The following is a 21,786-nucleotide window of genomic DNA, read 5'->3' on the forward strand; positions in this document are numbered from 1 at the left end:
CTCACACACGGCCCATCGCGAAACCGCGCGCGATGTAGTTGCGGACAAACCAGATGACAATGGCACCAGGGATAATGGTCAGTGTTCCGGCGGCTGCCAGCAGACCCAACTCATACCCCGCGCTGGAGGCGGTGCGGGTCATCACGGCGGCGATGGGCTTGGCCTCGACCGCGGTGAGGGTCTTGGCCAGCAGCATCTCGACCCATGAAAACATGAAGCAGAAGAAGGCCGCGACGCCGACACCCGCTTTGATGTTGGGCAGGAAGATCGTCACGAAGAAGCGTGGGAAAGAATAGCCGTCGACATAGGCTGTCTCATCCAATTCTTTCGGGATGCCGCGCATGAAGCCTTCGAGAATCCAGACCGCCAGTGGCACGTTGAACAGCGTGTGCGCGAGCGCCACGGCCAGATAGGTGTCGAACAGGTGGATTGACGAATAGAGCTGGAAGAAGGGCAGCGCGAACACCGCCGCTGGCGCCATCCGGTTGGTCAGCAGCCAGAAGAATAACTGCTTGTCGCCCAGAAACCGATAGCGCGAGAACGCATAGGCCGCTGGCAGCGCTACACAGACCGACAGCACCGTGTTGATCGTCACGTAGATTATCGAGTTGATATAGCCCCAATACCACGTCGGATCGGTGAAGATGGTAATGTAGTTCTCCAGCGTGAAGGTCTGGGGGAACAGGGAAAAGCCCGACAGGATCTCGTTCGTGGTCTTGAAAGACATCGCCACCAGCCAATAGATCGGCAGCATCAGGAACGCGACATAGAGGATCGGGATAAGGGACCGCTTCTTCATTGCGCGTCATCCTTTGTCATCAGAGTGTAGAAGACCCAGCTGACCAGCAGCGTGATGGCGAAGTAGATCAGGCTCATCGCGGCCGCAGGGCCAAGGTCGAACTGTCCCAGCGCGATCTTTACAAGATCGATCGACAGCAAGGTGGTTGAGTTGCCGGGGCCACCGCCGGTCAGAACGAAAGGCTCGGTATAGATGTTGAAACTGTCCATAAAGCGCAGCAGAACGGCGATGGTTAGGACAGTCTTCATCTTGGGCAGCTGGATATAGCGAAACACTGACCAGGGGCTGGCACCGTCTATCTTAGCGGCCTGATAATAGGCATCCGGGATCGACACGAGGCCCGCATAACACAGCAGCACAACCAGCGACGTCCAGTGCCAGACATCCATGACGATCACGGTGATCCAGGCCGACAGTGGCTGTTGTGTCATATCATAGTTGATGCCCAGGACGTCATTCAGGAAGTAGCCCAGCAGGCCGATCTTGGGCAGAGTAAAGATATTCCACATCGAGCCGACCACATTCCACGGGATCAGCATCGGCAGGGCCATCAGGACCAGACAGACCGGCACCCAGAACCCTTTGCGTGGCATCGACAGGGCGACGATGATGCCCAAGGGCACCTCGATCAGCAGGATCAGGAAGGTAAAGAGGAACTGCCGACCGAGGGCCGCCTGAAACCGGTCGGAACGCAGGATCTGTTCGAACCAGCCCAGTCCTTCCCAGAAGAACTGATTGTTACCGAAGGTCTCCTGCACCGAATAGTTGACCACCGTCATCATCGGCACCAGCGCATTAAACGCGACCAGCGCCAGCACCGGCAGGACAAAGAACCATGCTTTTTGGTTTTCAGTTCTCATTGCGCCCGCTCCTCGGTTGCGATCCAGCCGTCGCGGTAGACGCGAGATTGTTCGGGTTTGAATTGCAGGTACACATGTGAGCCAGGGTTGGGCGCATTGTGTTCTGCTACGGCTTTCACCGGCGTATCACCGACCATGGCACTGACCACATAGTGTCGTCCGATATCTGCGACCTTGGTGACATGGGCAGGGATGCCGGTTTCGCCAAAGCTTATATATTCAGGCCGGATACCCAGATCGGTGCGGCCTCCGTCACCGTGGGTCTGGCCCTCCAGCATCACTTCATGGCCTTCGAACAGGGCCCGATCGCCCTTCGCTTCGCATGGCAGCACATTCATGCCGGGTGAGCCGATGAAATGGCCGACAAATGTGTGCTGAGGGCGCTCGAACAGTTCCACAGGGGTGCCGATCTGCACGACTTCGCCCTCCTGCATCACGACAACTTCGTCCGCGAAGGTCAGCGCCTCGGTCTGGTCGTGCGTGACGTAGATCATCGTGGCTTTGACGCGCTGGTGCAGCTCTTTCAGCTTGGACCGCAGTTTCCATTTCAGATGTGGGTCGATAACAGTCAGCGGCTCATCGAACATCACCGCGTTCACGTCGTCGCGCACCAACCCACGACCCATCGAGATTTTCTGTTTGTTGTCCGGGCTCAGACCTGAGGCCCGGGTATTCAACATATCCGTAACGTCCAGCATTTCTGCAATCTCATCGACGCGACGTTTGATCGTTGCCGGGTCAACCCCCCGGTTCTTCAACGGGAAGGCCAGATTTTCGCCCACAGTCATCGTGTCGTAGATCACCGGGAACTGGAACACTTGCGCAATGTTGCGTTGATCTGGGGGCAAGGCAGTAACGTTCTGACCATCGAACAGAATCTGTCCTTCGGAAGGCGTCAGCAACCCCGAGATGATGTTCAGCAGCGTTGACTTGCCGCATCCTGATGGCCCCAGCAGCGCATAGGCGCCGCCATCGCGCCAGGTGACGTCGATTTCCTTCAGGGCGTAATCCTGTGGCCCCTTGGGATTGGGGAAATAGCTGTGTCGCAGGTTTGCAAGCTTGATTTGTGCCATGTCAGGCTATCCTTTTGCCGTCTTGGCCGAAATACCGGCAATGGGCCGGGTTCATGTAGAAGCTGTGGTCTTCGCCCACCTGATAGGGATGGACACCCGAGGCCAGGGACACCCACGCCTCATCCCCATGCTGGAAGTGCGCGCTGGAATCCGAGCCCGAAAGCTCGGTCACGATGACACGCCCGGTCAGCTCCACGTCGGCGTCGGAAGAGCGGAACGGGGTCACCCGGTGCGGACGCACGGCGACCAAGTAGTCACCATCGGCTATATCGGTGACTTTCCAGCCACCACCGCCGACCAATTGCGCCTGCGCATTAGACACAGTGATGCGCGCCACGTTGATGGGCGGGTCAGAGAACACACGAGCTGCAGAGATGTTCTCGGGGTTGCGATAGATATCTGAGGTGGGGCCAAATTGGGTGACGCGCCCGTCCTCCATCAAAGCGGTGTAGCCGCCAAGCATCAACGCCTCTTCCGGTTCCGAGGTGGCATAGACGACCACGGCCCCGCGCCCGGCGAACAGGTCGGGCAGTTGTTCACGCAGTTCTTCACGCAGCTTGTAATCGAGGTTGGCCAGTGGTTCGTCAAGAAACACCGCGCGGCTTTCCTTTGCAATCGCGCGGGCCAGTGCTGTACGCTGCTGTTGGCCGCCTGACAACTCATGCGGACGGCGCTGTAGCATTGGGCGCAACTGCAGCAAGTCGGCGGCCTCTTCGACACGGCCTTCGATTTCGGATTTTGCCATCCCCGCCACGCGTAAGGGCGAGGCGATGTTGTCGAAAACGGTCATATGCGGGTAGTTCACGAAGAACTGGTGTACCAAACTGATCTGCCGCTTTTGCGTGTTCAGCTTGGTGACGTCCTGCCCGTCCATCAGAACTTTGCCTGAGGCGATCGGGTCCAGCCCGGCCATCATCTTGATCAGCGAGGTTTTGCCCGACCCCGTCGCGCCCAGCAACACGTTGAAATGGCCAGTCTTGAGCGTCAGGTTCGTAGGCTTGATATGGATGACATTGCCAACCCGTTTGGTGGCGTCTTTAAGTTCGATCATGTCCGTGGGTTCCGGTCCTTCAGTGCGTCGCACTGGCCTTGGGGTGGGGATGCCGCACACGGCACCCCCGGTTTCGTTTGCTTACTGAGACTGCCAGCGCTGAACCAATTCGTCATAGTTGACGGTCTGGCCCTGCGGCTTTTCGTTCTCAAGCTTGGCCTTGGGCGAGCCCGGCTTTTCCAACCAGAAGGCGGCATCCTGCGGCTCGTTCAGACGCGGACCACAGCCACCGTAGACACCGGCGCTTTCGTCAGCGGCCTGCATTCGGGCCATAGTGATGTCCATCTCTTCTGCCAGACGGTCCATCGCCTCTTGCGGGGTGAAGGCGCCCGAGTTCACGTCACCGATCTGCTGCCACCAGATCTGGGCCAGCTTCGGATAGTCCGGCACGTTGATGCCGGTCGGTGACCATGCCACACGGTCGGGTGAGCGGTAGAACTCGACCAGACCACCCAGCTTGGGTGCGCGCTCGGTGAACGACTCGTGGTTGACCGAGCTGTCGCGGATGAAGGTTAGGCCCACATGGGATTTCTTCACGTCGACAGTCTTGGAGGTCACGAATTGGGCATAGAGCCAAGCCGCCTGAGCACGATCTGCAGGCGTCGACTTCAGGAAGGTCCACGACCCCACGTCCTGATAACCAACCTTCTGGCCTTCTTCCCAATAGGGGCCGTGCGGGCTGGGCGCCATCCGCCACAGCGGCGTGCCTTCGTCATCCACGGTGTTGTTGCCTTCGGATTTCGGCTTCACCATGTCTGCGGTGAAGGCGGTGTACCAGAAGATCTGCTGAGCCACGTTGCCTTGGCTAAGCGCTGGCAACGACTGGTAGAAGTCATAAGACGCCGCACCCGGAGGCGCATAAGCCCGCAGCCATTCATCCCACTTGCGGATCGCATAGACCGCAGCCGGGCCGTTCGCAGCACCACCACGCGAAACGGATGCGCCAACAGGGTTACAAGTGCCCGCTTCCATGCGGATGCCCCATTCGTCGACGGGAACGCCGTTCGGTTCACCCACGTCACCGGCGCCGGCCATCGACAGCCAGGCGTCAGTCATGCGCCAGCCGAGGTCAGGCGCGCGCTTACCATAATCCATGTGGCCATAGATCGTGGTGCCATCGACTTCTTTCACGTCATTGGTGAAGAACTCGGCGATGTCTTCGTAGGCCGACCAATTGACCGGAACGCCTAGATCATAGCCGTATTTCTCTTTGAACGCGGCCTTGTTGGCTTCGTCATCGAACCAGTCCTTGCGGAACCAATATAGGTTCGCAAACTGCTGGTCAGGCAATTGATACAGCTTGCCATCAGGGCCGGTGGTGAACTGAATACCCATGAAGTCATCCAGATCCAGCGTTGGCGAGGTTGTCGCCGCCCAATCACCTTCCATCATATCGGTCAGCGGATAGGCCAACTGCAGGCGCGAATGTGTCCCGATCAGGTCGCTGTCGTTGACATAGCCATCATACAGATTCCGTCCGGTTTGTAGCTGAGTCTGTACGGCCTGAACCACTTCGCCTTCGCCGAGAATCTGGTGATTGACCTTGATCCCGGTTATTTCCTCGAACGCCTTGGTCAGAACCTCGGATTCATAGGAATGCGTCGGGATACCCTCGGACAGGACATTGATTTCCATGCCCGAGTACGGTTGTGCAGCTTCGATGAACCACTTCATTTCGGACAACTGTTCATCCTTCGACAAGGTCGATGGCTGGAATTCGTCGTCGATCCAACGTTGTGCTGCGGCTTCGTCGGCCCAAGCAGGACCATGCCCCGCAATGACGGCCGCTGCCGCCACGGCGGAAAGTAGATGTCTCCGCATCTGTCTCCTCCCAAAGATTATGTGATCCGGTGCAGACCGGATGGCAAACAGCATCAATGATATTCGGCGCTGCTGTCAAACTAATTTTTTAGTAGAAAGGAAGAAGTAGATCAACGCATTGTTTTGTATCGATTATTACCGTTTACGTTGGAGGGTGAACTTCATGGATCACGCCAATTAGCATCAAATACGTGCGCTGCAAACGGCCCATTCCTTCCGTTCGACCCTGGTCACCTTCTCGCGGTGCTGACCGTCAAAGCTGTCGTTCGCTGCAATCGCGAAGCTGGAAAGTAGACGATGGTCTGGGGAACGGCTCTGAGCGGAGATGTAACTTTAACGGACGATGTTGCAGCTTAACCCAACAGACCTGCCATCTATGGATTGTGGTTTCGTCAGGACCCAAGGGCGGGTGCTGATTTGGATGGCCTTTGTGTACTTCGAAGATCTCACGTGCAAACTATCATCCCAGCTCGAACATCTGATCAGTCGGATTTGGCGATCTCTAATGCTTGTTCCCTTAGCCAATTGATCGCTGGATTGAAGCGGCTACGCTCGTGGCGGACAAGAAAATAAGGGAAGCCACAACTCGGCCGAAACGGAGCTGAACAAAGAGAGGTCAATTTCTGGACTTGCTTTGCCAGCCGCTTGGGGACAGCTGCAACTGCATCCGTCTGTCCTACCAAAAAAGGTAATGTGGTGAAGTAAGGCTGCTGGAACACAGCATTCGAACCATCTCCTTTTTCCCTCATGATCGTATCGGGTTTCAGACCCGAAGTGCCCGGAAAACTGAACTCGATTAACCGGTAAGCCGAAACGTCTTGCGGAGTAAGTGCCCGTTTTGATGACGCATGTTCTTCAAGCGGATGGCCTTGTCGGAACAGGATTTCGTAGGTTTCATCAAATAGCTTCTGAACAAGCAAATCGTTCCTCGCATCCAAATCCGCGTATAGCAGCAGATCAATTGCTCCTTTTTCCAAATCGGTAAAGCTTTGCGGCACCAGTGGCGAGACATTGAACCTTAATGCTGGTGCGGTAACGGCAAAGACTTCCATCATGGGTCCCAGGACAGCCGCGACGCCGTAATCTGTCGAGGCAATGCGATAGCAATGGTTGGACTGTGCCGGATCAAAGGCGGACGGCTGGAAGACGTCAGCTATCGCCGACAGGGCAGCATCGACCGGTTCATTCAAGCCCAGAGCATGATCCGTTAATTGGTATCCGGACTGCGTTCGGATCAGCACCGGATCTCCAATAAGGTCGCGTACCCGGGCGAGGATTCGACTGGCGGCGGGCTGGCTGATCCCCAGATGTATTGCCGTGCGTGTCACGCTGCTTGTGCGAAGCAGGAGCTGTAGGAACCGTAGAGTCCTAACATCCAGAGAAGTTAAGATGTCATTCATTTTTTGCATGCTCATCATGCTATTTGCGTCATCCCAATTATGTCCGTCGCGAGTTAACTGACAAGTGAAGCCTAACCGGGCGCCCCCCCAGATCGGGGCGCTCGATCCAAGATCGTTTGGTTGTCGAGACCATCAAACTGTATACGAAAGGGCAGCAGCAGTGATTACACGACGCATGTTCAACTCAATCGCGATTGCAACATCCTTGAGCGGAGCTTTCGCCGCCCGCGCTAGCACAGCGGAGGCATCCGGTGACCCAGATCAATCGGCATTTGGCTCTTATGATGTTGAAACAGTGTCCTTTGACAGCTCTGGGGAAACCCTTGTTGGAAAGTTGTTGAGACCTGCTTCGGAAGGACTTCACCCGGCAGTTGTGATCATCGGCCCTGTTGCATTCGTCAAGGAACAGTCACCGGTGCAATATGCAACCCGCCTGGCATCGCGCGGGCTGGCAGTTCTGATATTCGATCCACGCTATCACGGAGAAAGCTCGGGCTCACCCCGACGCTACGAGTCTGGTGAAGCCAAGGTTGAAGACTGCCAAGCCGCCCTCGGTTTTCTCGCAAACCAAGAAGGCATCGACGCAAACCGGCTTCATCTTCTCGGGATCTGTCAGGGTGTCAACTGGGCGATTGAAACAGCGGTGACAGACGGTCGCGTGGCCTCTCTCGGGGTTGTCGCGGGCCACTATCTAACTGAGGAAACCGCCAGAATGTACCTTGGCAGTGATGCCGAGGTTGAAGCACGCATAGATCGCGCGGCCAAAGCAGCCACCGAATTCGAAAAAACGGGGGAAGCAAGCTACATCCCGATCGTCGGCTCTGAGGATGCCCTTCTGACCGCAACTGCCATCGCAGACTGGTACCTACCATGGGATAACAGGCCCCCTTGGCTGACTTTCAAAGGGGGTTGGGAAAACCGCATCACCGCGATGAGCGAAGCTGGCATTTGGGGCTGGCGGATCGACGAAACAGCCCCTCAACTGAACCTGCCTGTATTGATGATCCATGGCGACAGAGCGGCAAGCGGTCAGGTCATTCCCCGCCGCATTTTTGAAGAAATCGCGTCAGAAAAGAAGACGCTGTATTGGATCGACGGCGCCAACCAGCTTCAGTTTTACGAAGACCCGTTGATCATTGATGCCGCCGTCAATGCTCTGGCTCCGCACTTTCTTGCCTCCAATCGAACCCTTTGATGCAAACCGCTCGGTTCATTGACGCCGCCCCGGAACAATCATTGCCGGAAAAACGGGCGGCAACATCAAGGCACAGATACACCGGAGAAATATTTGAGATGAGAGTTCTTTCGCTATTGTTCACTTGCACCACGTCCTTACCTGTTGTCGCCGAACAGGAGCTGCCGCCCTTTACCGAAGCCGTTTTGCCGATGGGAAATGATGTCTATACCGTATCGATTGGACCGGGTGGGCCAGATGAAGAGTTCAGCTCAGACGCCACTAACGGCGGGCTCTACAAGCTCACTCCTGATGGCGCGACCGAAGAAATCAAACTCTCGGATGGGCAAGGTCTGCGCAACCCAACAGGGATGGTGCGTTCCGGCAACCAAATTGTCATTGTGGATGGCAATGAGGTCATTTCTACCGCTTCGGATGGCACGGTAAACTGGCGTCAGGCTCTCGATGACGATGGTGTTTTTCTCTACGATATCGAAGCCCTCGACGACGACACCCTTCTTGTGAGTGATTTTGGGCGCGGCGCATTCCTATCGGTCGTAGCCCAAACCGGACAAATTCAACCTCACCTCGGCGATTTGCGCATCAGTGGTCTCGCCCGCTTTGCAATTGCAGAGACAGGTATTTACGCTGTTTCCTGGGGCAGCGACGACGCCTGGGACAGCGCGTTGTATTGGGTTCCGCATTCAGGCAACGGAGATACTGCTTTAGCTGTTTCAACCGGCTTTGGTAACTTGGAATCCGTTGAAGTCGTGAACCGCACAGTTGTTGTCGGGGGTTACCGGGGTCACGAGAAGTACCCGAATGCGAGGCTCTTGCGCGTTGAAACTGATGGGTCCGTAGATCCGCTGAGCGTCGGGTCTCATTCGCGCGGGATTTCCGATATACTCTTCGATGGGTGGTCGATTTGGCTGACCTATTTCTATAACGCATCCTATGCGGAGTTGCCGTCTCAGACGGTGAAAAGTCTCGACCAATAGACGCACGCACTCCGGTTTTCATGGCGACAGGTTTCCGCAGTAGCATATGGTCGGGGAGCTAACTAACGGTCCAAAGCGGCCACTGGACATGCTGCAATGGCAGCGCACTTCCAGACATTCGCTACAGACGCGTAATGCTCACGCTGCAGGTGGTTACGTTAATTGTTTCCCATTGCGTGCCTTATATATCACGTTCGTTCGAGTGTTAGTCTTTTGATGTCAGATTATGGCAGCCGATCACGCCTGCATATTTCATCTCTTACAAATTTCTCCACCCATTGATCAACCCAACCGCCGCGTCTGCATAGCTCCTTGGGAACTGGTCGGATGTCCGGGCTTTCATGATCGTATGAAGTCCCAGCAACAGGCCGATCAGCAGCTTTGCCGCCTCATCCGGGTCAATATCGATGCGCACGGCCCCTTCTAATTTGGCGTGGCTGAGGATCGCCGCAAACCGTCCTTCCAGGGCGGTGAGGTATCTCTCGATTCGGGCATTCACCTCGGGGTCAGTGCGGTGAAACGAACTGATCGAATTGAAGGCAAGGCACCCCGCATCCTCGATCTTCGGCATACGTTCTGCCGAGGCGATACCCTGGAACCAATCGCTGAGGTCATTCAGCGAATAGGTGTCGGGGTCGGGGAAGTGCCGAGCCTCGGCATTGTCCAGATAAGTATCAAGTGTCTTTAGGAAGAACTTCTCTTTTCCGCCATAGGTGGTTTGCAGTGTGAACCGAGTTAGCCCGGTCTCCTGCTCCAGTTCCCGCGTGCTGGCACCATGGTATCCCCGCCGCCAAAACAGGTCCAAAGCGCCTGCCACAGCACTGTCGTGATCCGTCTTGCGTTTGCGCGCCACAGATTTCTCCTTGCTTTTTCTATCCGCATGGATAGTAATAAATTCCTATCCACTTGGATAGCATTGCGGGCGCGCGGCTGCAAATGCCGCGTGGCCCCACGTCAAACGGAGACCTGACATGACCGCCATCGACCCGACAACCGGGGCCTCAAAGCCCGTAACACTGCGCGCCATCTTCATTCTGAACGCGCTGAAAATCCTACTGGCCCTTGGCTTCTTCGCCGCGTTCAAATTCTACGGTCTACAGGTCGGAGAACTGGCAGGCCCCCAAGCCGCCAACCTGATGCTCTATACGATGCTGGGATATATGGTGACTTTTGCCTGCATCATCGCATCCATCCTCAGGCGCAGCCTGGTCGGTATCCGCGCAGCGATTGCCGTTGATTTTCTGGTCTCGATCCCGGCAACGGCGGTCATCGGCTTTATCTTCGCGATCATCAGCTTGGGCCTGACTTTTACGGCCTCTGTCCGCTCCTATTTCGCCTATCGCGGCTGAGGTGTTCAGATGAGTCACTCAAACACGATCGACGGCCAATGTATCTGTGGCTCGGTGCGCTATCGGGTGCGGGAAAACATGGCCGCCTTCAAACTCTGCTATTGCAGCTTCTGCCAGAAGGCCTCGGGCTCGGCCCATGTTGCGAATGCGTTCACCACGCCCGATCAGATCGAATGGCTGGAAGGCAAAAACATGCTGACCACCTTCGACGTGCCCAATTCCCAAGTACGCCGGGTGTTCTGCCGGAACTGCGGGACGACGCTGCCATTCGAGACTCAAAACGGCAAGATTCTGATTGTCCCCGTTGGCAGCTTGTCCTGCCCGCCGTCCCAACCCGTCAACGCGATCGTTGGCTGGTCGTCCCGACCTGCGTGGTATGGTGAGGCGCTGGGCCTGATCGAAGAGACTTGCAATGCAGAAAGAGTGGCTCAATGAGTACCGAACAAGAGATCTCACCCGACTTCCCGTTTGACTCGAAATATGTCGAGGTGAATGGGCAGCACATTCACTATGTCGAGGAAGGCGACGGCTCGCCGGTTCTGTTTCTGCACGGCAATCCCACCTCGTCTTATCTGTGGCGCAACATCATTCCCTATGCCGCCGGGCAGGGCCGCGCTATCGCGATGGATCTGATCGGTATGGGCAAATCGGATAAGCCGGATATTCCCTACCGCTTTGTCGACCACGTTCCCTACGTTGACGGATTCATCGAGGCGCTGGGGTTAGAGGACGTAACGCTCGTCATTCATGACTGGGGCTCGGCATTGGGGTTTCACTATGCGCACCGACATCCCGAGAACATCCGCGGCATCGTGTTCATGGAGGGCGTGGTCCGCCCGATGAGTTGGGCGGGATTTCCGCCCGATTTCCGCACCGGGTTTCGCTTGATGCGGACGCCGGGTCTGGGATGGATGATGATCTCGGGCCTGAATATGTTCGTCGAGAAAATCCTGCCAAGCGCCATAGTACGTGATCTGGCACCGCAAGAAATGTCGCAGTACCGTGCGCCCTTTCCCACAGCACGAAGTCGCAAGCCGGTTCGTGTGTGGCCTTGCGAGATTCCGATCGATGGCACGCCTTCTGACGTTCATGAGATCGTCAGCGCCTACAGCCGTTGGTTGGGAGAAACGCAAACCCCGATGCTGATGTTCCACGCCACGCCCGGAGGCACCATCGGGACAAAAGAGGTCGCCTGGTGCCATCAGACCATCCAGAACCTCGAAGCGGTGGATATCGGCAAAGGCATTCATTTCCTACAGGAAGATAACCCCCATCTGATCGGAGAAAAGCTGGAGGAGTGGTTGGCGCGATTGCCCGCATGACCCCGTGCTGCCACGTGTAGCGGCTGAGCCGTATACATAAATCAGATTTCCTGATTTTATGCTTTAACTATCACCCAATACGTTCAAAGGCCAAACACCGGAGGGAAACCCTGTTGAATCTGACGACCCCCATCCCTTTGATTCTAGCGGCTGTACTGCCCGCCTTTCTGGACCGGTGCTCCGGGTCTGATACCAGCGTCGCTTTGGGCGTATTGGCGCGCGACCGGGTGGCCTTGACCGCGACAGCCAGCGAAATCGTCGTCGATTTGCCTATTGCCGAAGGTGCCGTGGTCAAGGCAGGCGACACGCTGGTTCAGCTTGATCCAACATTGCAAAGCTCAAAACTGGCACTGGCGCAGGCTGAACTGGAAAAGGCGCAGGCCACGCTTCTGAAGCTGCAGGTGGGGCCGCGAGAGGAGGAGATTGCGATAGCCGAGGCCAAAGTCGCGGGCGCTGTTGCACGCCTTGCCGATGCCGAAGCCATCTATGACCGAAACGCCAGACTGGTCGAAAACTCGGTCGTGACCGAAGCGCAGGTAGCAAATGACCTGGCCCTGCGCGATTCCGCGCGAGCTGAACTGGCCAGCGCTCAGGAATCGCTTAAAGAGTTGCAGAACGGGACCAGACCCGAAGACCTGGCGGTTGCCGAAGCCAACGTACGGGCCGCCGAAGCGTTGGTTTCCGCCGAGCAAACAGTTCTGGACGACTTGACGGTTACGGCCACCCGCGACGGCGTGCTGGATTCCCTGCCGTGGAATTTGGGCGAGCGGGTAACATCCGGCAGCCCGGTTGCCGTGATGGTCACGGGCCAGACGCCTTACGCGCGCGTCTATGTGCCCGAGCCGCATCGCGTCAATCTGAAACCCGGCGACACGCTGGAAGTACGCATTGACGGGCTGGCCGATCCGCTGGACGGCGTGATCCGCTGGATCAGCGACGACGCGTCCTTCACCCCCTATTACGGATTGAACAAGGACGACCGCACGCGCCTGGTGTATTTGGCCGAGATTGACTTGCCCACTGCAACACCCGACCTGCCCGCCGGAGTGCCAGTGCAGGTCCCCATGCCATGAGTGAAATCGTCGTCTCGACGCAGGGGCTGACCCGTCGGTTTGGGGAAAACACCGCAGTCAACAATCTGGACCTCGAAATCCGAATGGGCCAGATATACGGGTTTCTCGGCCCCAACGGCTGCGGTAAGACAACCACCATGCGCATGCTGACCGGCCTACTGACCCCCAGCAGCGGGGCAATTTCGGTTTTGGGCCGATCAATGCCCGAAGCGGCTGAGCCGTTAAAAAATGAGATCGGGTACATGACCCAGATCTTCTCGTATTACCGCGACCTGACAGTGCTGGAGAACCTTCGGTTCGCGGCAGAAATTTATGGCATTCCAGTGAAGTCGGCCAAGGACCGGATTGAAGAACTGCTGCACACCTATGACCTGACAACCAACATTGATCAGCTCAGCGGCAGCATGAGCGGCGGGCAAAGACAAAAACTCGCCCTTGCAGCGACCGTCATGCACCGACCAAAACTGTTGTTTCTGGATGAACCGACCTCGGCCGTTGACCCCGAAACCCGACGCACTTTCTGGGAACAGCTGTTCGATCTGGTCGATCAGGGCGCGACGATGATCGTCTCGACCCATTTCATGGACGAGGCCGAACGCTGCCACCGGTTGGCGATCTTGCAACACGGGGTGAAGAAGGCGGACGGCTCTCCGCGTGAGTTGATGGATGATCTGCAGGCCGATGTTGTCGAAGTTGAAGGCCCGGACCTACGCAAGGTCAAACACGCGTTGGACGTCCAGCCCATGATCCTGTCGACCGCGCAAGTCGGATCGCGGCTGCGTGTGCTGGTGGACAAATCCGAACCTCAGCCGGTGGACATGTTGCGCGGCCAACTTGCTGCGTTTCCCGACCTGTCCCTGACCCCGCAGCGACCAAATCTGGAAGACGTGTTCGTCAGCGCCACACGGGGGCCAAAACAGTGATCTCGCCACGCCGCATCGCTGCTGTATTGAAGAAAGAGCTGCTACAACTTCGGCGGGATCGGATGACCTTTGCCATGGTGATTATGATCCCCCTGATCCAACTGCTGCTGTTTGGCTATGCGATCAACACCAACCTGCGCCATGTGCCTGTCGCACTGGTGGACAAGTCCGGAACCGAGTTGTCCCGAACATTGGCGCAGATCGTTCAGGCCACGCAGGTCGTAACCATCACCGAACATCTAACAACCCCACAAGAAGCCGAGCGCGCGATCACTGAATCCCGCGTGCGCGCCGCGCTTATCATCCCATCAGACGTCAGCCAACGCCTTGCCCGAAGCCCGTCTGTCGGGCTGGGCCTGCCCAACGCAACGGACAAGACCAGCAGCCGACCGGTTGCCCATTGGATCGTCGATGGCTCGGACACGATGGTGGCCAGCGCAATCAAATCCCTGCGCACGATGCCTTTGACAGAACTGCTGAAACAACCACCAAACCGGCAGGTGCCTACCTTCGAGGTGACGCTTTACTTCAACCCTGAACAGCGATCAGCAGTCAATATCGTGCCAGGTCTTGTCGGCGTGATCCTGACCATGACGATGATCCTGTTCACTTCAGCCGCCATCGTCCGCGAACGCGAACGGGGCAATATGGAGATGCTGATCAACACCCCGATCAAATCGATCGAACTGATGATCGGGAAGATCATCCCCTATATCTTTCTGGGCCTGATACAGGTCGCAATCATCCTCGGCCTCGGGCATGTCCTTTTCGATGTCCCGATAAACGGCGGATTGGGCACTTTGCTTGTGGTGACCTTGTTGTTCATCATCGCCAGCCTGTCGCTTGGGCTGGTGATTTCCACGCTTGCGCAGAACCAATTGCAATCAATGCAGATGACTATCTTTGTTCTGCTGCCATCAATCCTGATGTCGGGCTTTATGTTCCCCTTCGACGGCATGCCGCAACCAGTCCAGATGATTGCTCAGGTTCTGCCCGCCACTCATTTTATGGACATGATCCGCGGCGTGGTCCTGCGTGACGCGTCGCTATACGAGTTGCGCTGGGGAATTCTCTGGATGATTGGATTTGCGGCATTCGGATTGTTGGCGGCCACTCTAAGGTTCAAGAAACGGTTGGGTTGAAGGCGGCCCAGAGCTGCCGTCCGTGCGGGAATTGAATGCTGCATTGAGGCTTCCCAGAATCGGGAATTGAAAGACCTCTGTTGAAAACTAAACAACTCGAGGCGCAACCGCAGCCTCATCCGAGCAACGTACGCATCTCACCGTTTTCAAGAACAGCAGTACGACGAGGATCGTGCATCGCAGTTTGAAGCATGGCATGAGCCAATTCATCGGAAGTTACACCGATGGACGGCATCAGCCTTTGGAGCGGTTTGAAAAGGTAGTCAGCCAACTTCCATGTGTTTCTCGGGCCTGACGGCGCAATATAGCCTGGACGAAAGGCGAACCTCCGTTCGAGGTCAGATGCAAACAGTTTGCTCTCCGCTTCGCCCTTAATCTTCAATGCAAAGGACATACCGCCGCCATCTGGCCGAGCACCTTGTGCGGAAAACAAGCAGAACGTCGCGCGGGGCGCAGACCTCTCGCAAGCCGCCAGCAAAGCGCACATCCATTCTACTGTGATTTCCTCGTATTCTGTTCGACTGACGCGCGCGGAATAAGTGGCAAGGCAATGGAAGACGGTGTCGATGCCATCAAGATAGGTTTCGATGGCTTGGGTATCGCCGAATGCTGCAAAGCTCACATCGTTCAGCTTTTGGTGATCTATATGGCACGGCCTGCGCCCAAGTGACACTATTTCGCGCGCAGTTTTTTCGTTCAGCAATGCCGCAAGTACCGAGGAACCCACCATTCCCGTCGCACCCGTCAGCAGGGCGCGCCCAAGTGGTCGTATTGTCTTGTCAGGCGGATTGAGCACGGCGCTCTGCCTCTGCTTTCAAGCCGCGATTGAAAGCTTGGTAACCTTCCACATACATTTTTGCCAAACGCCCTCCCATCAGGAACGTGATGCCTCCTATGATTTCATCGGATTGTATGAAGCGAGTTTTGCCACTCTCCAGCGGCTCGACACAAAAGTGATGGTTATCGCGAATACCGCCCGGTCCTTTCTCCGCCCAATAGAACTCTGCCCCGTCCACGACCGAGATTGCGTGATCCAGCGTGGTCAACTTCTCTTTTGATGAATCAAGCTGAAAGTCGACGGTGATCGTCGATTCATCCGTAATCTCTCCCTTGATACCCACAAGGAACACAGCCCAGTCCTTGTAGTTTGCCGTGTCGGTCAACACCGACCAGACCACGTCCGGCGGCGCATCGATCACAATGTCGGTGTGGATTTTGTGATGTGAGAGGCTCACTTTTTCCGATGATCCGGTTTCCATGACAATCCTTCCTTTGAGGTCTCAGGCGTTCTGTGGTGATACGCGATCCCCGCCCTGAATTGTGATCTGCCCAAAACGATCCCGCATGCGCTTGGATCGAAAAAGGTAGATCGAGATGATGATGTAATTGACCCATTCCTGGGCGAAGTTCCGGTAGCGATCCGGATTTTCCAACATGTCTAAGGTTTGCACAGCACACATCGTGGCAAGCGCGGTGAACATGACCAGCATAGCAATCGGAGTGACGCTCCAGCGCAGGACGTATCCGGCCAGATAGGTGGCACCCGAAGCGGTGATCAATATCCAATGGAGAGTTTGCATGCCCGGCGGAAAGGTCGCGTTTTGCAAAGGCATAAGCGGCGCCAGCCCGGTGAAGTATTCAAGAAACCCGAGAAGCCCCCAGCCCAACATGTAGCTGAGGCGAGCACGATCAGATACTCGAAACCCCGCGAGAGTCGCTGCATGAACCTGTTCATCCCCGTCCCTCAGATCACGAATGTCTGGTCGGTCATCTCTTCCGAGAGACGCCACAAACGTTTGGCCAAACCGTGGTCTTCGCAAATTGGATTGCGGATCGCGACCCCGGTCTTGCCACTCATCTCTTCGGGGCCTGTAGGGCCGTAGTACTCGCCGCCTTTGACCTGATCAGACAAAGCGGCGAACAGAGATGGCCTCGCAGCGTCTTCATTGGAGTGCAGAAGTTGTTCGACTTGTGCCTTCATGTTAGCGCGCGTTTCTTCGTCCAAATCGTTGAACAGACCGGAATCCGACCCGCCCGGATGCACAGTTAGCGACTTCAGCAACTTGCCCGAAGCCTTGAGTTGACGGTCCAGTTCGTCGCCGAACAGAAGGCAGGCGAGCTTTGATTGACCGTAAGCGACACCACCGTCCCGGTCGCATGTAAGATCGTCAAAGTGAATGTTCGCGTTCTTGTGGGCGATACTGGAAAGCGAGACGATCCGCGATGCGGGGTCGTCCAGGAACATGTCGATCAGCAGTGCGGTCAGCAGAAAATGTCCCAGGTGGTTGATTGCGAATTGCAACTCGACACCATCAGCATTTGTTTGAGCTGAGTAAAGCAGAATACCCGCGTTGTTTATCAGCACATCCAGCTTGGAGTACCGGGCGCGGAAAGCCTCAGCGAACGCGCGAACCGAAGTCAAATCACTTAAGTCCAGTACGAGGATGTCGATTGATGCGGAAGGAATCCGCGCGAGAACGTTTGCTTTGGCGGCTGCGGCCTTTTCAAGGCTGCGGCACGCCATGACGACGTGAAAACCTGCTTCGGCCATACCGACTGTCGTTTCAAACCCGATTCCATTGTTTGCACCGGTGACGATCGCGACTTTTCCAGATTGTTTAGACATCTAGCATCCTGACAAATTGACATATTGTGAGTGATTGTCAATGTTGACACTAAGTGCTCATTTGTCAATATGTAAATCATGGAAGATCGCTACGACTATATCCTCGAAGCCGCGAAGCAGCTTTTTCTTCGCTACGGCGTGAAGCGAACGGGCATGAACGACATCGCCCATGAAGCGGGCATCTCGCGGCAAACACTATACAAAGCATTCGCAAACAAGGATGAGGTGCTGCAGGCTACGATCCGGTCGCTGGCAGACAGAGTCGTTCTGGATATCGAGGCCGGTCTTAAAAAAGCTGACGGACTTGGAGCACAACTTGATATCGTCTTCAAATATGCCGTCATTGAGCACTATGATTTCTTGCAGTCTTCGCCCAATGCCGAGGACATCATCGCTGGTGTAACTTCGACAAGTCAGAATGAGCTGGAGGCCGGCGCAAAGCGAAACACCGAGATCATCGCGCGTGTCCTGGAGCCGTATTCGAGTGCGATTGAAAGCTGTGACCTGACTGTTGATCAGTACGCGGATTTTATCCAGCGCTCTTCAACAGCGGCCAAGTACAGCGCAAAGAACAAGAAACACTTGATCGGATTGCTGTCCGCTTTGCGAATGTCGGCGTTGAAAGTCACCAGCAGCGTTTAGACGGGTTAGGCCCATAGCAGACCTTGAACAGAAAATTGAAATGCTGCGTTGGCAGCCCGCGTTGCCGACATTGGCGGCAAGCGCACAGTATCGATACAGTTCTGAAAGCTACCTAGGGCGGTCTGGGGCGTGGGGGTTACGCGTTATCAAACTTTCTATTTCGTTTATTGCTGCAACCGGCAAGGCACCGAAGGTCAATGCCGCTGAAATACCCTCAATTTGTTCTTCTGTCCGAGCGCCTGGAATCGGTATGTATGTTTCAGATTGGCCCCAAATCCACCCGAGAGCCCCCTGCACAAGCGTTCGGCCATTTGTAGTCAGTAAATCGCGAACCGCATCGAGTTGTCGCATGAAGTCTGGATTTGCCCTGCCATCCGTATAGTACTCCATCCAGCTTTCGCCGGATGCGCGCACATCATCCGATGCGATAACGGTATTCTGATGGTACTTCCCTGAAAGCAGCCCCATCGCAAGTGGTGAGCGGATAAGGGACAACAGTCCTTCCTCTTGGACAACCTGTTGCATGCGAGGCGCATCGAAAAAGACGTTCATCACGTATTCGACCGCCTTGAAACCATCCCTGGACGAGGCCGTCCTGGCGTTTTGGGAATAGTCAGTGCTCCAACCATAGGCGCGCAACTTCCCCGCCTCTTTTAAACGGTCCAGTTCGTCAAACACGGCCTCGGCCTGGTCTATTGGCATATCGTTCACATGCAACAGCAAGAGATCAATCCGATCCCGTTCCAGCCGCGACAGACACCCATCTAGGGCAGGGCCAACCTGAGCTGGGGTGAAGGGGTCAAATGAAATCTGCCTGCTCGCTTCATCGATCCCAACCCCAATCTTTGTGACAATCAGGGTGTCGGGTCGATGCTTGAGCGCTTTGCCTAACAAACGTTCCGAATGCCCCGCGCCATAGGCGGCAGCGGTGTCAAAAAGTGTGATTCCACCATCCAATGCGGCGTGGATTGTACGAATGGAGACACCGTCGTCCGATCGGGTGTAACCCAACGACTGCTCGCCACAATACATTTTGCCACCAATCGGCCAGCACCCCATGCCAAGGGGTGAGATTTCGGTTTCGAGAAAGTTCATGTGTGAGTCTCCTGACTGATACTTCAGAAGAAACGCCATCACAGTCTTTTCATCAACAATATAAAATGTAAGTTTCATTTCATGTATGAAAGCTACTTTGACTGGGACAACCTGCGGCTTTTTCTTGCGGTTGCCAGAGCGGGCGGGCTTGGGCCAGCAGCTGAACAGACCGGCAAGAGCGCACCCACACTGGGTCGGCGCATGATCGAGTTGGAACGCAATCTGGGAACTGAGTTGTTTCACCGTAAACCGCGTGGGTACGATCTGACTGAGGACGGACAAGCGCTGTTGAAAAAAGTCGAACGCATCGAAGCGCGTGTCCTACCTGTCACGGAAAGCGGCCTTGCCACCTCACCACCGTTGGTTAAAATTTCGGCCGGGACCTGGGTGACAAGGATTTTGATCAGCGCTGTCGGAAGACTTACGGGATCAATGTCAGTTCGGCTGCGTTTCATCTCGTCAGAAGACCTACTGAACATCGGGCACAGGGAAGCCGCGATTGGTATTCGAAATCACCGGCCAGAAGAGATAGGCTTGGCCGGTCGCAAGATCGGGCGAGTTCGGTTTGGAGTCTATGCTGCGGATGAAAGCATTTCGACCTGGGTTCGCGTGATGTCCAAAACACCCTCGGCCAGATGGGTGAGAGAGCATTCGCAAGAGGACGACGCCATCGAAGTTACGGCGCCACAAAATGCGCTTGAGCTTGCAAATGCAGGTCTTGCCCGAGCGGTTCTGCCAACTTTCATTGGAAACACGCAGCCGGGCCTGATACCAGTGTCACCTTTGATTGACGATCTGGAACATGATCAATGGCTCGTCACGCATCATGAAGATCGGTTTCTTGCTGAGGTGCGGCATGTCATAGATCGCGCTCATGCAGTGATGTCGGAAGCTTGTGAAAACGGTTGAACCGATGTTGGCTGTTAGCACTATTCGCCCAACAGTTCCATCAACCGCGCGTAAGCTGTTTGGCCGCGTCTGAAGGTTGGCAGACGGAAAAACTCGTCCGGTGCATGTTGGTTTTCATCCTCATGTCCAAAGGCAAACATGACAGCGTGCAAACCCAGTTCGTCCAGTAAGGTCGACATCACAGGGATCGAGCCACCAACGCGGGTTTTATAAGCGGGTTTGCCGTAAACCTCTTCGAGAACCTGACCCGCGATGGCAGTTGCGTTGTGGCCAGCAGGTACAAGAAATGGGTCCGCGCGCCCAGGGTTGCGCGATACCTGAGCGGTGACACCCGGCGGGCATTCGGCCTCGACATGGGCGGAGATCAGATCAAAGATCTTTTCAGGACTCTGATTAGCGACCAAGCGACACGTGATCTTAGCCGAAGCAACCGCGGGCAAAACGGTCTTTGTGCCTTCCCCTTGCCAACCGCTGGTCAGCCCATTGACCTCAAGCGTCGGACGTGCCCACAGATTTTCACGTGTGGAATATCCTGGCTCGCCCAAGGTCTCTGGTGCTCCAGTCTGGGCAAGATAGGCCGCTTCATCCCAAGGCACCCGCGCAATTGCCGTGCGATCTTCATCGGTCAGCTCGATGACATCGTCGTAGAAGCCATTCACCGTGATCCGACCATTGGTCGATTTCATACTGGCCAGCAACTGGGCAAGCGCCATCGCGGGATTTGCGACGCCGCCGCCATGCATGCCAGAATGCAGATCGGATTTCGCGCTCTGAACCGAGATCTCAAGTGAGGTGAGCCCTTTCAGACCCAGAACCAGTTGCGGCGTCTCGGTATCCCACTGACTTCCATCGGCTGAAAAGATCATATCGGCCTGAAGTCGGTCGAGATTCGCCTCGATAAAGGGCGGAAGGTCGGGCGATCCGATCTCTTCTTGGCCCTCAAAGAAAAACCGCACGTTCACAGGCAGCTTCCCAGTCTTCGCCAGCAATGCCTCAGCCGCGAGGATCGGTATTAACATTGCACCCTTGTCGTCGGTCGCCCCACGCCCGTAAATCCGATCGTCGCGGATCGTCGGCTCGAACGGAGGCGAGGACCAGAGCTCAAATGGTTCGGCTGGTTGCACGTCAAAATGGCCATAGATCAGGATTGTAGGCGCATCCGGCCCGGCATGCAGCCAATCGGCACAGACCACCGGATGACCTGCTGTCTCCATCATCTGAACGTTTTCCATTCCCGCCATAACCAACCGATCAACCACCCACTGCCCGGCCTTTCGAACATCGCCCGCGTTTTCGGGTTTGGCTGATACCGATGGAATACGAATGAAGTCGCACAGCTCTTCAACAAAGCGCGATTGGTGTGTGTCGAGATATTCGGTCCAGCTCATTCCATACCCTCTCTGATGCTGGCGCTCAACTTACGAAACTGGCCGTAGCCCGCAAGCCTGCGGAAGATAAATTGGGGTCAGGATCATAGCCAGCGCTCTTGCTCAACACCCGTTTGATATCAACCCGAGGCTTGCCGTGCG

The 21,786-nt window shown here is 55.9% G+C and carries 23 protein-coding genes; 10 read left to right on the forward strand and 13 right to left on the reverse strand.

What is annotated here, in order from left to right; translation table 11 throughout:
- Position 1: 1 nt before the first annotated feature.
- The 6 genes from ACR0DE_RS04330 to ACR0DE_RS04355 all read right to left on the reverse strand — a co-directional run bounded on the left by ACR0DE_RS04330 (position 2) and on the right by ACR0DE_RS04355 (position 7,004).
- A complete protein-coding gene (locus ACR0DE_RS04330) occupies positions 2 to 799 on the reverse strand; it encodes a carbohydrate ABC transporter permease (protein ID WP_480571839.1) in 798 nt (265 codons plus the stop codon).
- Positions 796 to 1,659, reverse strand: coding sequence for a carbohydrate ABC transporter permease (locus tag ACR0DE_RS04335; protein WP_170392846.1), 864 nt, complete (start codon positions 1,657 to 1,659; stop codon positions 796 to 798). The genes ACR0DE_RS04330 and ACR0DE_RS04335 overlap by 4 nt, the downstream gene beginning before the upstream one ends.
- Entirely contained in the window at positions 1,656 to 2,732 is a 1,077-nt protein-coding gene (locus ACR0DE_RS04340) for an ABC transporter ATP-binding protein (RefSeq protein WP_480752006.1), read from the reverse strand. The genes ACR0DE_RS04335 and ACR0DE_RS04340 overlap by 4 nt, the downstream gene beginning before the upstream one ends.
- 1 nt (position 2,733) lies before the next feature.
- A complete protein-coding gene (locus tag ACR0DE_RS04345) occupies positions 2,734 to 3,783 on the reverse strand; it encodes an ABC transporter ATP-binding protein (RefSeq protein WP_480571836.1) in 1,050 nt (349 codons plus the stop codon).
- Between the two features lie 81 nt (positions 3,784 to 3,864).
- Positions 3,865 to 5,604, reverse strand: a complete 1,740-nt coding sequence (locus ACR0DE_RS04350; protein ID WP_170392843.1) for an ABC transporter substrate-binding protein — start codon at positions 5,602 to 5,604, stop codon at positions 3,865 to 3,867.
- 482 nt (positions 5,605 to 6,086) lie between these two features.
- Entirely contained in the window at positions 6,087 to 7,004 is a 918-nt protein-coding gene (locus ACR0DE_RS04355; RefSeq protein ID WP_480752010.1) for a LysR family transcriptional regulator, read from the reverse strand.
- Between the two features lie 337 nt (positions 7,005 to 7,341).
- Between ACR0DE_RS04355 and ACR0DE_RS04360 the strand changes: the two genes are divergently transcribed.
- Both ACR0DE_RS04360 and ACR0DE_RS04365 read left to right on the forward strand, forming a co-directional pair.
- The gene (locus ACR0DE_RS04360; RefSeq protein WP_480752013.1) at positions 7,342 to 8,199 is read left to right on the forward strand and encodes an alpha/beta hydrolase; all 858 of its coding nucleotides are present in this window, start codon (positions 7,342 to 7,344) and stop codon (positions 8,197 to 8,199) included.
- 98 nt (positions 8,200 to 8,297) lie between these two features.
- Positions 8,298 to 9,176 (forward strand): hypothetical protein, encoded by an 879-nt coding sequence (locus ACR0DE_RS04365; RefSeq protein ID WP_480752016.1) that lies wholly within the window; start codon positions 8,298 to 8,300, stop codon positions 9,174 to 9,176.
- A 259-nt stretch (positions 9,177 to 9,435) separates the two neighbouring features.
- Here ACR0DE_RS04365 and ACR0DE_RS04370 read toward each other — a convergent pair whose 3' ends face one another.
- Entirely contained in the window at positions 9,436 to 10,029 is a 594-nt protein-coding gene (locus ACR0DE_RS04370; protein ID WP_480752018.1) for a TetR/AcrR family transcriptional regulator, read from the reverse strand.
- Positions 10,030 to 10,147: 118 nt separating this feature from the next.
- Here ACR0DE_RS04370 and ACR0DE_RS04375 point away from each other — a divergent pair, with 118 nt between their 5' ends.
- The 6 genes from ACR0DE_RS04375 (at position 10,148) to ACR0DE_RS04400 (ending at position 14,985) form a co-directional block, all read left to right on the forward strand.
- Positions 10,148 to 10,525: a hypothetical protein gene (locus ACR0DE_RS04375; protein WP_480752023.1), complete on the forward strand. Its 378-nt coding sequence runs from the start codon at positions 10,148 to 10,150 to the stop codon at positions 10,523 to 10,525.
- Between the two features lie 9 nt (positions 10,526 to 10,534).
- The gene (locus ACR0DE_RS04380) at positions 10,535 to 10,960 is read left to right on the forward strand and encodes a GFA family protein (RefSeq protein ID WP_480752025.1); all 426 of its coding nucleotides are present in this window, start codon (positions 10,535 to 10,537) and stop codon (positions 10,958 to 10,960) included.
- The gene (locus tag ACR0DE_RS04385; protein WP_480752029.1) at positions 10,957 to 11,847 is read left to right on the forward strand and encodes a haloalkane dehalogenase; all 891 of its coding nucleotides are present in this window, start codon (positions 10,957 to 10,959) and stop codon (positions 11,845 to 11,847) included. The genes ACR0DE_RS04380 and ACR0DE_RS04385 overlap by 4 nt, the downstream gene beginning before the upstream one ends.
- A gap of 113 nt (positions 11,848 to 11,960) precedes the next feature.
- Entirely contained in the window at positions 11,961 to 12,920 is a 960-nt protein-coding gene (locus tag ACR0DE_RS04390; protein WP_480503697.1) for an HlyD family secretion protein, read from the forward strand.
- On the forward strand, positions 12,917 to 13,843 hold the full coding sequence (locus tag ACR0DE_RS04395; protein WP_170597679.1) for an ABC transporter ATP-binding protein: 927 nt from the start codon (positions 12,917 to 12,919) through the stop codon (positions 13,841 to 13,843). The genes ACR0DE_RS04390 and ACR0DE_RS04395 overlap by 4 nt, the downstream gene beginning before the upstream one ends.
- Positions 13,840 to 14,985, forward strand: coding sequence for an ABC transporter permease (locus ACR0DE_RS04400; RefSeq protein ID WP_480752032.1), 1,146 nt, complete (start codon positions 13,840 to 13,842; stop codon positions 14,983 to 14,985). The genes ACR0DE_RS04395 and ACR0DE_RS04400 overlap by 4 nt, the downstream gene beginning before the upstream one ends.
- Before the next feature lie 115 nt (positions 14,986 to 15,100).
- Here ACR0DE_RS04400 and ACR0DE_RS04405 read toward each other — a convergent pair whose 3' ends face one another.
- The 4 genes from ACR0DE_RS04405 to ACR0DE_RS04420 all read right to left on the reverse strand — a co-directional run bounded on the left by ACR0DE_RS04405 (position 15,101) and on the right by ACR0DE_RS04420 (position 17,611).
- Positions 15,101 to 15,781: an NAD-dependent epimerase/dehydratase family protein gene (locus ACR0DE_RS04405; RefSeq protein WP_480752034.1), complete on the reverse strand. Its 681-nt coding sequence runs from the start codon at positions 15,779 to 15,781 to the stop codon at positions 15,101 to 15,103.
- Positions 15,765 to 16,244: an SRPBCC domain-containing protein gene (locus ACR0DE_RS04410; RefSeq protein WP_480734876.1), complete on the reverse strand. Its 480-nt coding sequence runs from the start codon at positions 16,242 to 16,244 to the stop codon at positions 15,765 to 15,767. The genes ACR0DE_RS04405 and ACR0DE_RS04410 overlap by 17 nt, the downstream gene beginning before the upstream one ends.
- A 21-nt stretch (positions 16,245 to 16,265) precedes the next feature.
- On the reverse strand, positions 16,266 to 16,598 hold the full coding sequence (locus ACR0DE_RS04415) for a hypothetical protein (RefSeq protein ID WP_480752036.1): 333 nt from the start codon (positions 16,596 to 16,598) through the stop codon (positions 16,266 to 16,268).
- A 131-nt stretch (positions 16,599 to 16,729) separates the two neighbouring features.
- The gene (locus tag ACR0DE_RS04420; protein ID WP_480752038.1) at positions 16,730 to 17,611 is read right to left on the reverse strand and encodes an oxidoreductase; all 882 of its coding nucleotides are present in this window, start codon (positions 17,609 to 17,611) and stop codon (positions 16,730 to 16,732) included.
- Between the two features lie 78 nt (positions 17,612 to 17,689).
- On the opposite strand from ACR0DE_RS04420, the gene ACR0DE_RS04425 reads away from it, so the two are divergent.
- Positions 17,690 to 18,253 carry a TetR/AcrR family transcriptional regulator gene (locus ACR0DE_RS04425; RefSeq protein ID WP_170567357.1) on the forward strand — a complete coding sequence of 188 codons (564 nt, stop codon included), beginning with the start codon at positions 17,690 to 17,692 and terminating at the stop codon, positions 18,251 to 18,253.
- A 108-nt stretch (positions 18,254 to 18,361) separates the two neighbouring features.
- On the opposite strand, the gene ACR0DE_RS04430 is transcribed toward ACR0DE_RS04425, so the two are convergent.
- Entirely contained in the window at positions 18,362 to 19,348 is a 987-nt protein-coding gene (locus ACR0DE_RS04430) for an aldo/keto reductase (protein ID WP_170818977.1), read from the reverse strand.
- An 81-nt stretch (positions 19,349 to 19,429) separates the two neighbouring features.
- Here ACR0DE_RS04430 and ACR0DE_RS04435 point away from each other — a divergent pair, with 81 nt between their 5' ends.
- Entirely contained in the window at positions 19,430 to 20,257 is an 828-nt protein-coding gene (locus ACR0DE_RS04435) for a LysR family transcriptional regulator (RefSeq protein WP_170597666.1), read from the forward strand.
- A 20-nt stretch (positions 20,258 to 20,277) separates the two neighbouring features.
- Here ACR0DE_RS04435 and ACR0DE_RS04440 read toward each other — a convergent pair whose 3' ends face one another.
- On the reverse strand, positions 20,278 to 21,645 hold the full coding sequence (locus ACR0DE_RS04440) for a dipeptidase (protein ID WP_480752046.1): 1,368 nt from the start codon (positions 21,643 to 21,645) through the stop codon (positions 20,278 to 20,280).
- Positions 21,646 to 21,786: the final 141 nt, after the last annotated feature.

The organism is Ruegeria sp. C10, assembly GCF_056537805.1.

Excerpts from the sequence above, each read along its gene's own strand:
- ACR0DE_RS04330 (WP_480571839.1), bottom strand. The coding sequence starts at position 799 with ATGAAGAAGCGGTCCCTTATCCCGATCCTCTATGTCGCGTTCCTGATG.
- ACR0DE_RS04335 (WP_170392846.1), bottom strand. The coding sequence starts at position 1,659 with ATGAGAACTGAAAACCAAAAAGCATGGTTCTTTGTCCTGCCGGTGCTG.
- ACR0DE_RS04340 (WP_480752006.1), bottom strand. The coding sequence starts at position 2,732 with ATGGCACAAATCAAGCTTGCAAACCTGCGACACAGCTATTTCCCCAAT.
- ACR0DE_RS04345 (WP_480571836.1), bottom strand. The coding sequence starts at position 3,783 with ATGATCGAACTTAAAGACGCCACCAAACGGGTTGGCAATGTCATCCAT.
- ACR0DE_RS04350 (WP_170392843.1), bottom strand. The coding sequence starts at position 5,604 with ATGCGGAGACATCTACTTTCCGCCGTGGCGGCAGCGGCCGTCATTGCG.
- ACR0DE_RS04355 (WP_480752010.1), bottom strand. The coding sequence starts at position 7,004 with ATGAATGACATCTTAACTTCTCTGGATGTTAGGACTCTACGGTTCCTA.
- ACR0DE_RS04365 (WP_480752016.1), top strand. The coding sequence starts at position 8,298 with ATGAGAGTTCTTTCGCTATTGTTCACTTGCACCACGTCCTTACCTGTT.
- ACR0DE_RS04375 (WP_480752023.1), top strand. The coding sequence starts at position 10,148 with ATGACCGCCATCGACCCGACAACCGGGGCCTCAAAGCCCGTAACACTG.
- ACR0DE_RS04380 (WP_480752025.1), top strand. The coding sequence starts at position 10,535 with ATGAGTCACTCAAACACGATCGACGGCCAATGTATCTGTGGCTCGGTG.
- ACR0DE_RS04385 (WP_480752029.1), top strand. The coding sequence starts at position 10,957 with ATGAGTACCGAACAAGAGATCTCACCCGACTTCCCGTTTGACTCGAAA.
- ACR0DE_RS04395 (WP_170597679.1), top strand. The coding sequence starts at position 12,917 with ATGAGTGAAATCGTCGTCTCGACGCAGGGGCTGACCCGTCGGTTTGGG.
- ACR0DE_RS04410 (WP_480734876.1), bottom strand. The coding sequence starts at position 16,244 with ATGGAAACCGGATCATCGGAAAAAGTGAGCCTCTCACATCACAAAATC.
- ACR0DE_RS04415 (WP_480752036.1), bottom strand. The coding sequence starts at position 16,598 with ATGCCTTTGCAAAACGCGACCTTTCCGCCGGGCATGCAAACTCTCCAT.
- ACR0DE_RS04420 (WP_480752038.1), bottom strand. The coding sequence starts at position 17,611 with ATGTCTAAACAATCTGGAAAAGTCGCGATCGTCACCGGTGCAAACAAT.
- ACR0DE_RS04425 (WP_170567357.1), top strand. The coding sequence starts at position 17,690 with ATGGAAGATCGCTACGACTATATCCTCGAAGCCGCGAAGCAGCTTTTT.
- ACR0DE_RS04430 (WP_170818977.1), bottom strand. The coding sequence starts at position 19,348 with ATGAACTTTCTCGAAACCGAAATCTCACCCCTTGGCATGGGGTGCTGG.
- ACR0DE_RS04435 (WP_170597666.1), top strand. The coding sequence starts at position 19,430 with ATGTATGAAAGCTACTTTGACTGGGACAACCTGCGGCTTTTTCTTGCG.
- ACR0DE_RS04440 (WP_480752046.1), bottom strand. The coding sequence starts at position 21,645 with ATGAGCTGGACCGAATATCTCGACACACACCAATCGCGCTTTGTTGAA.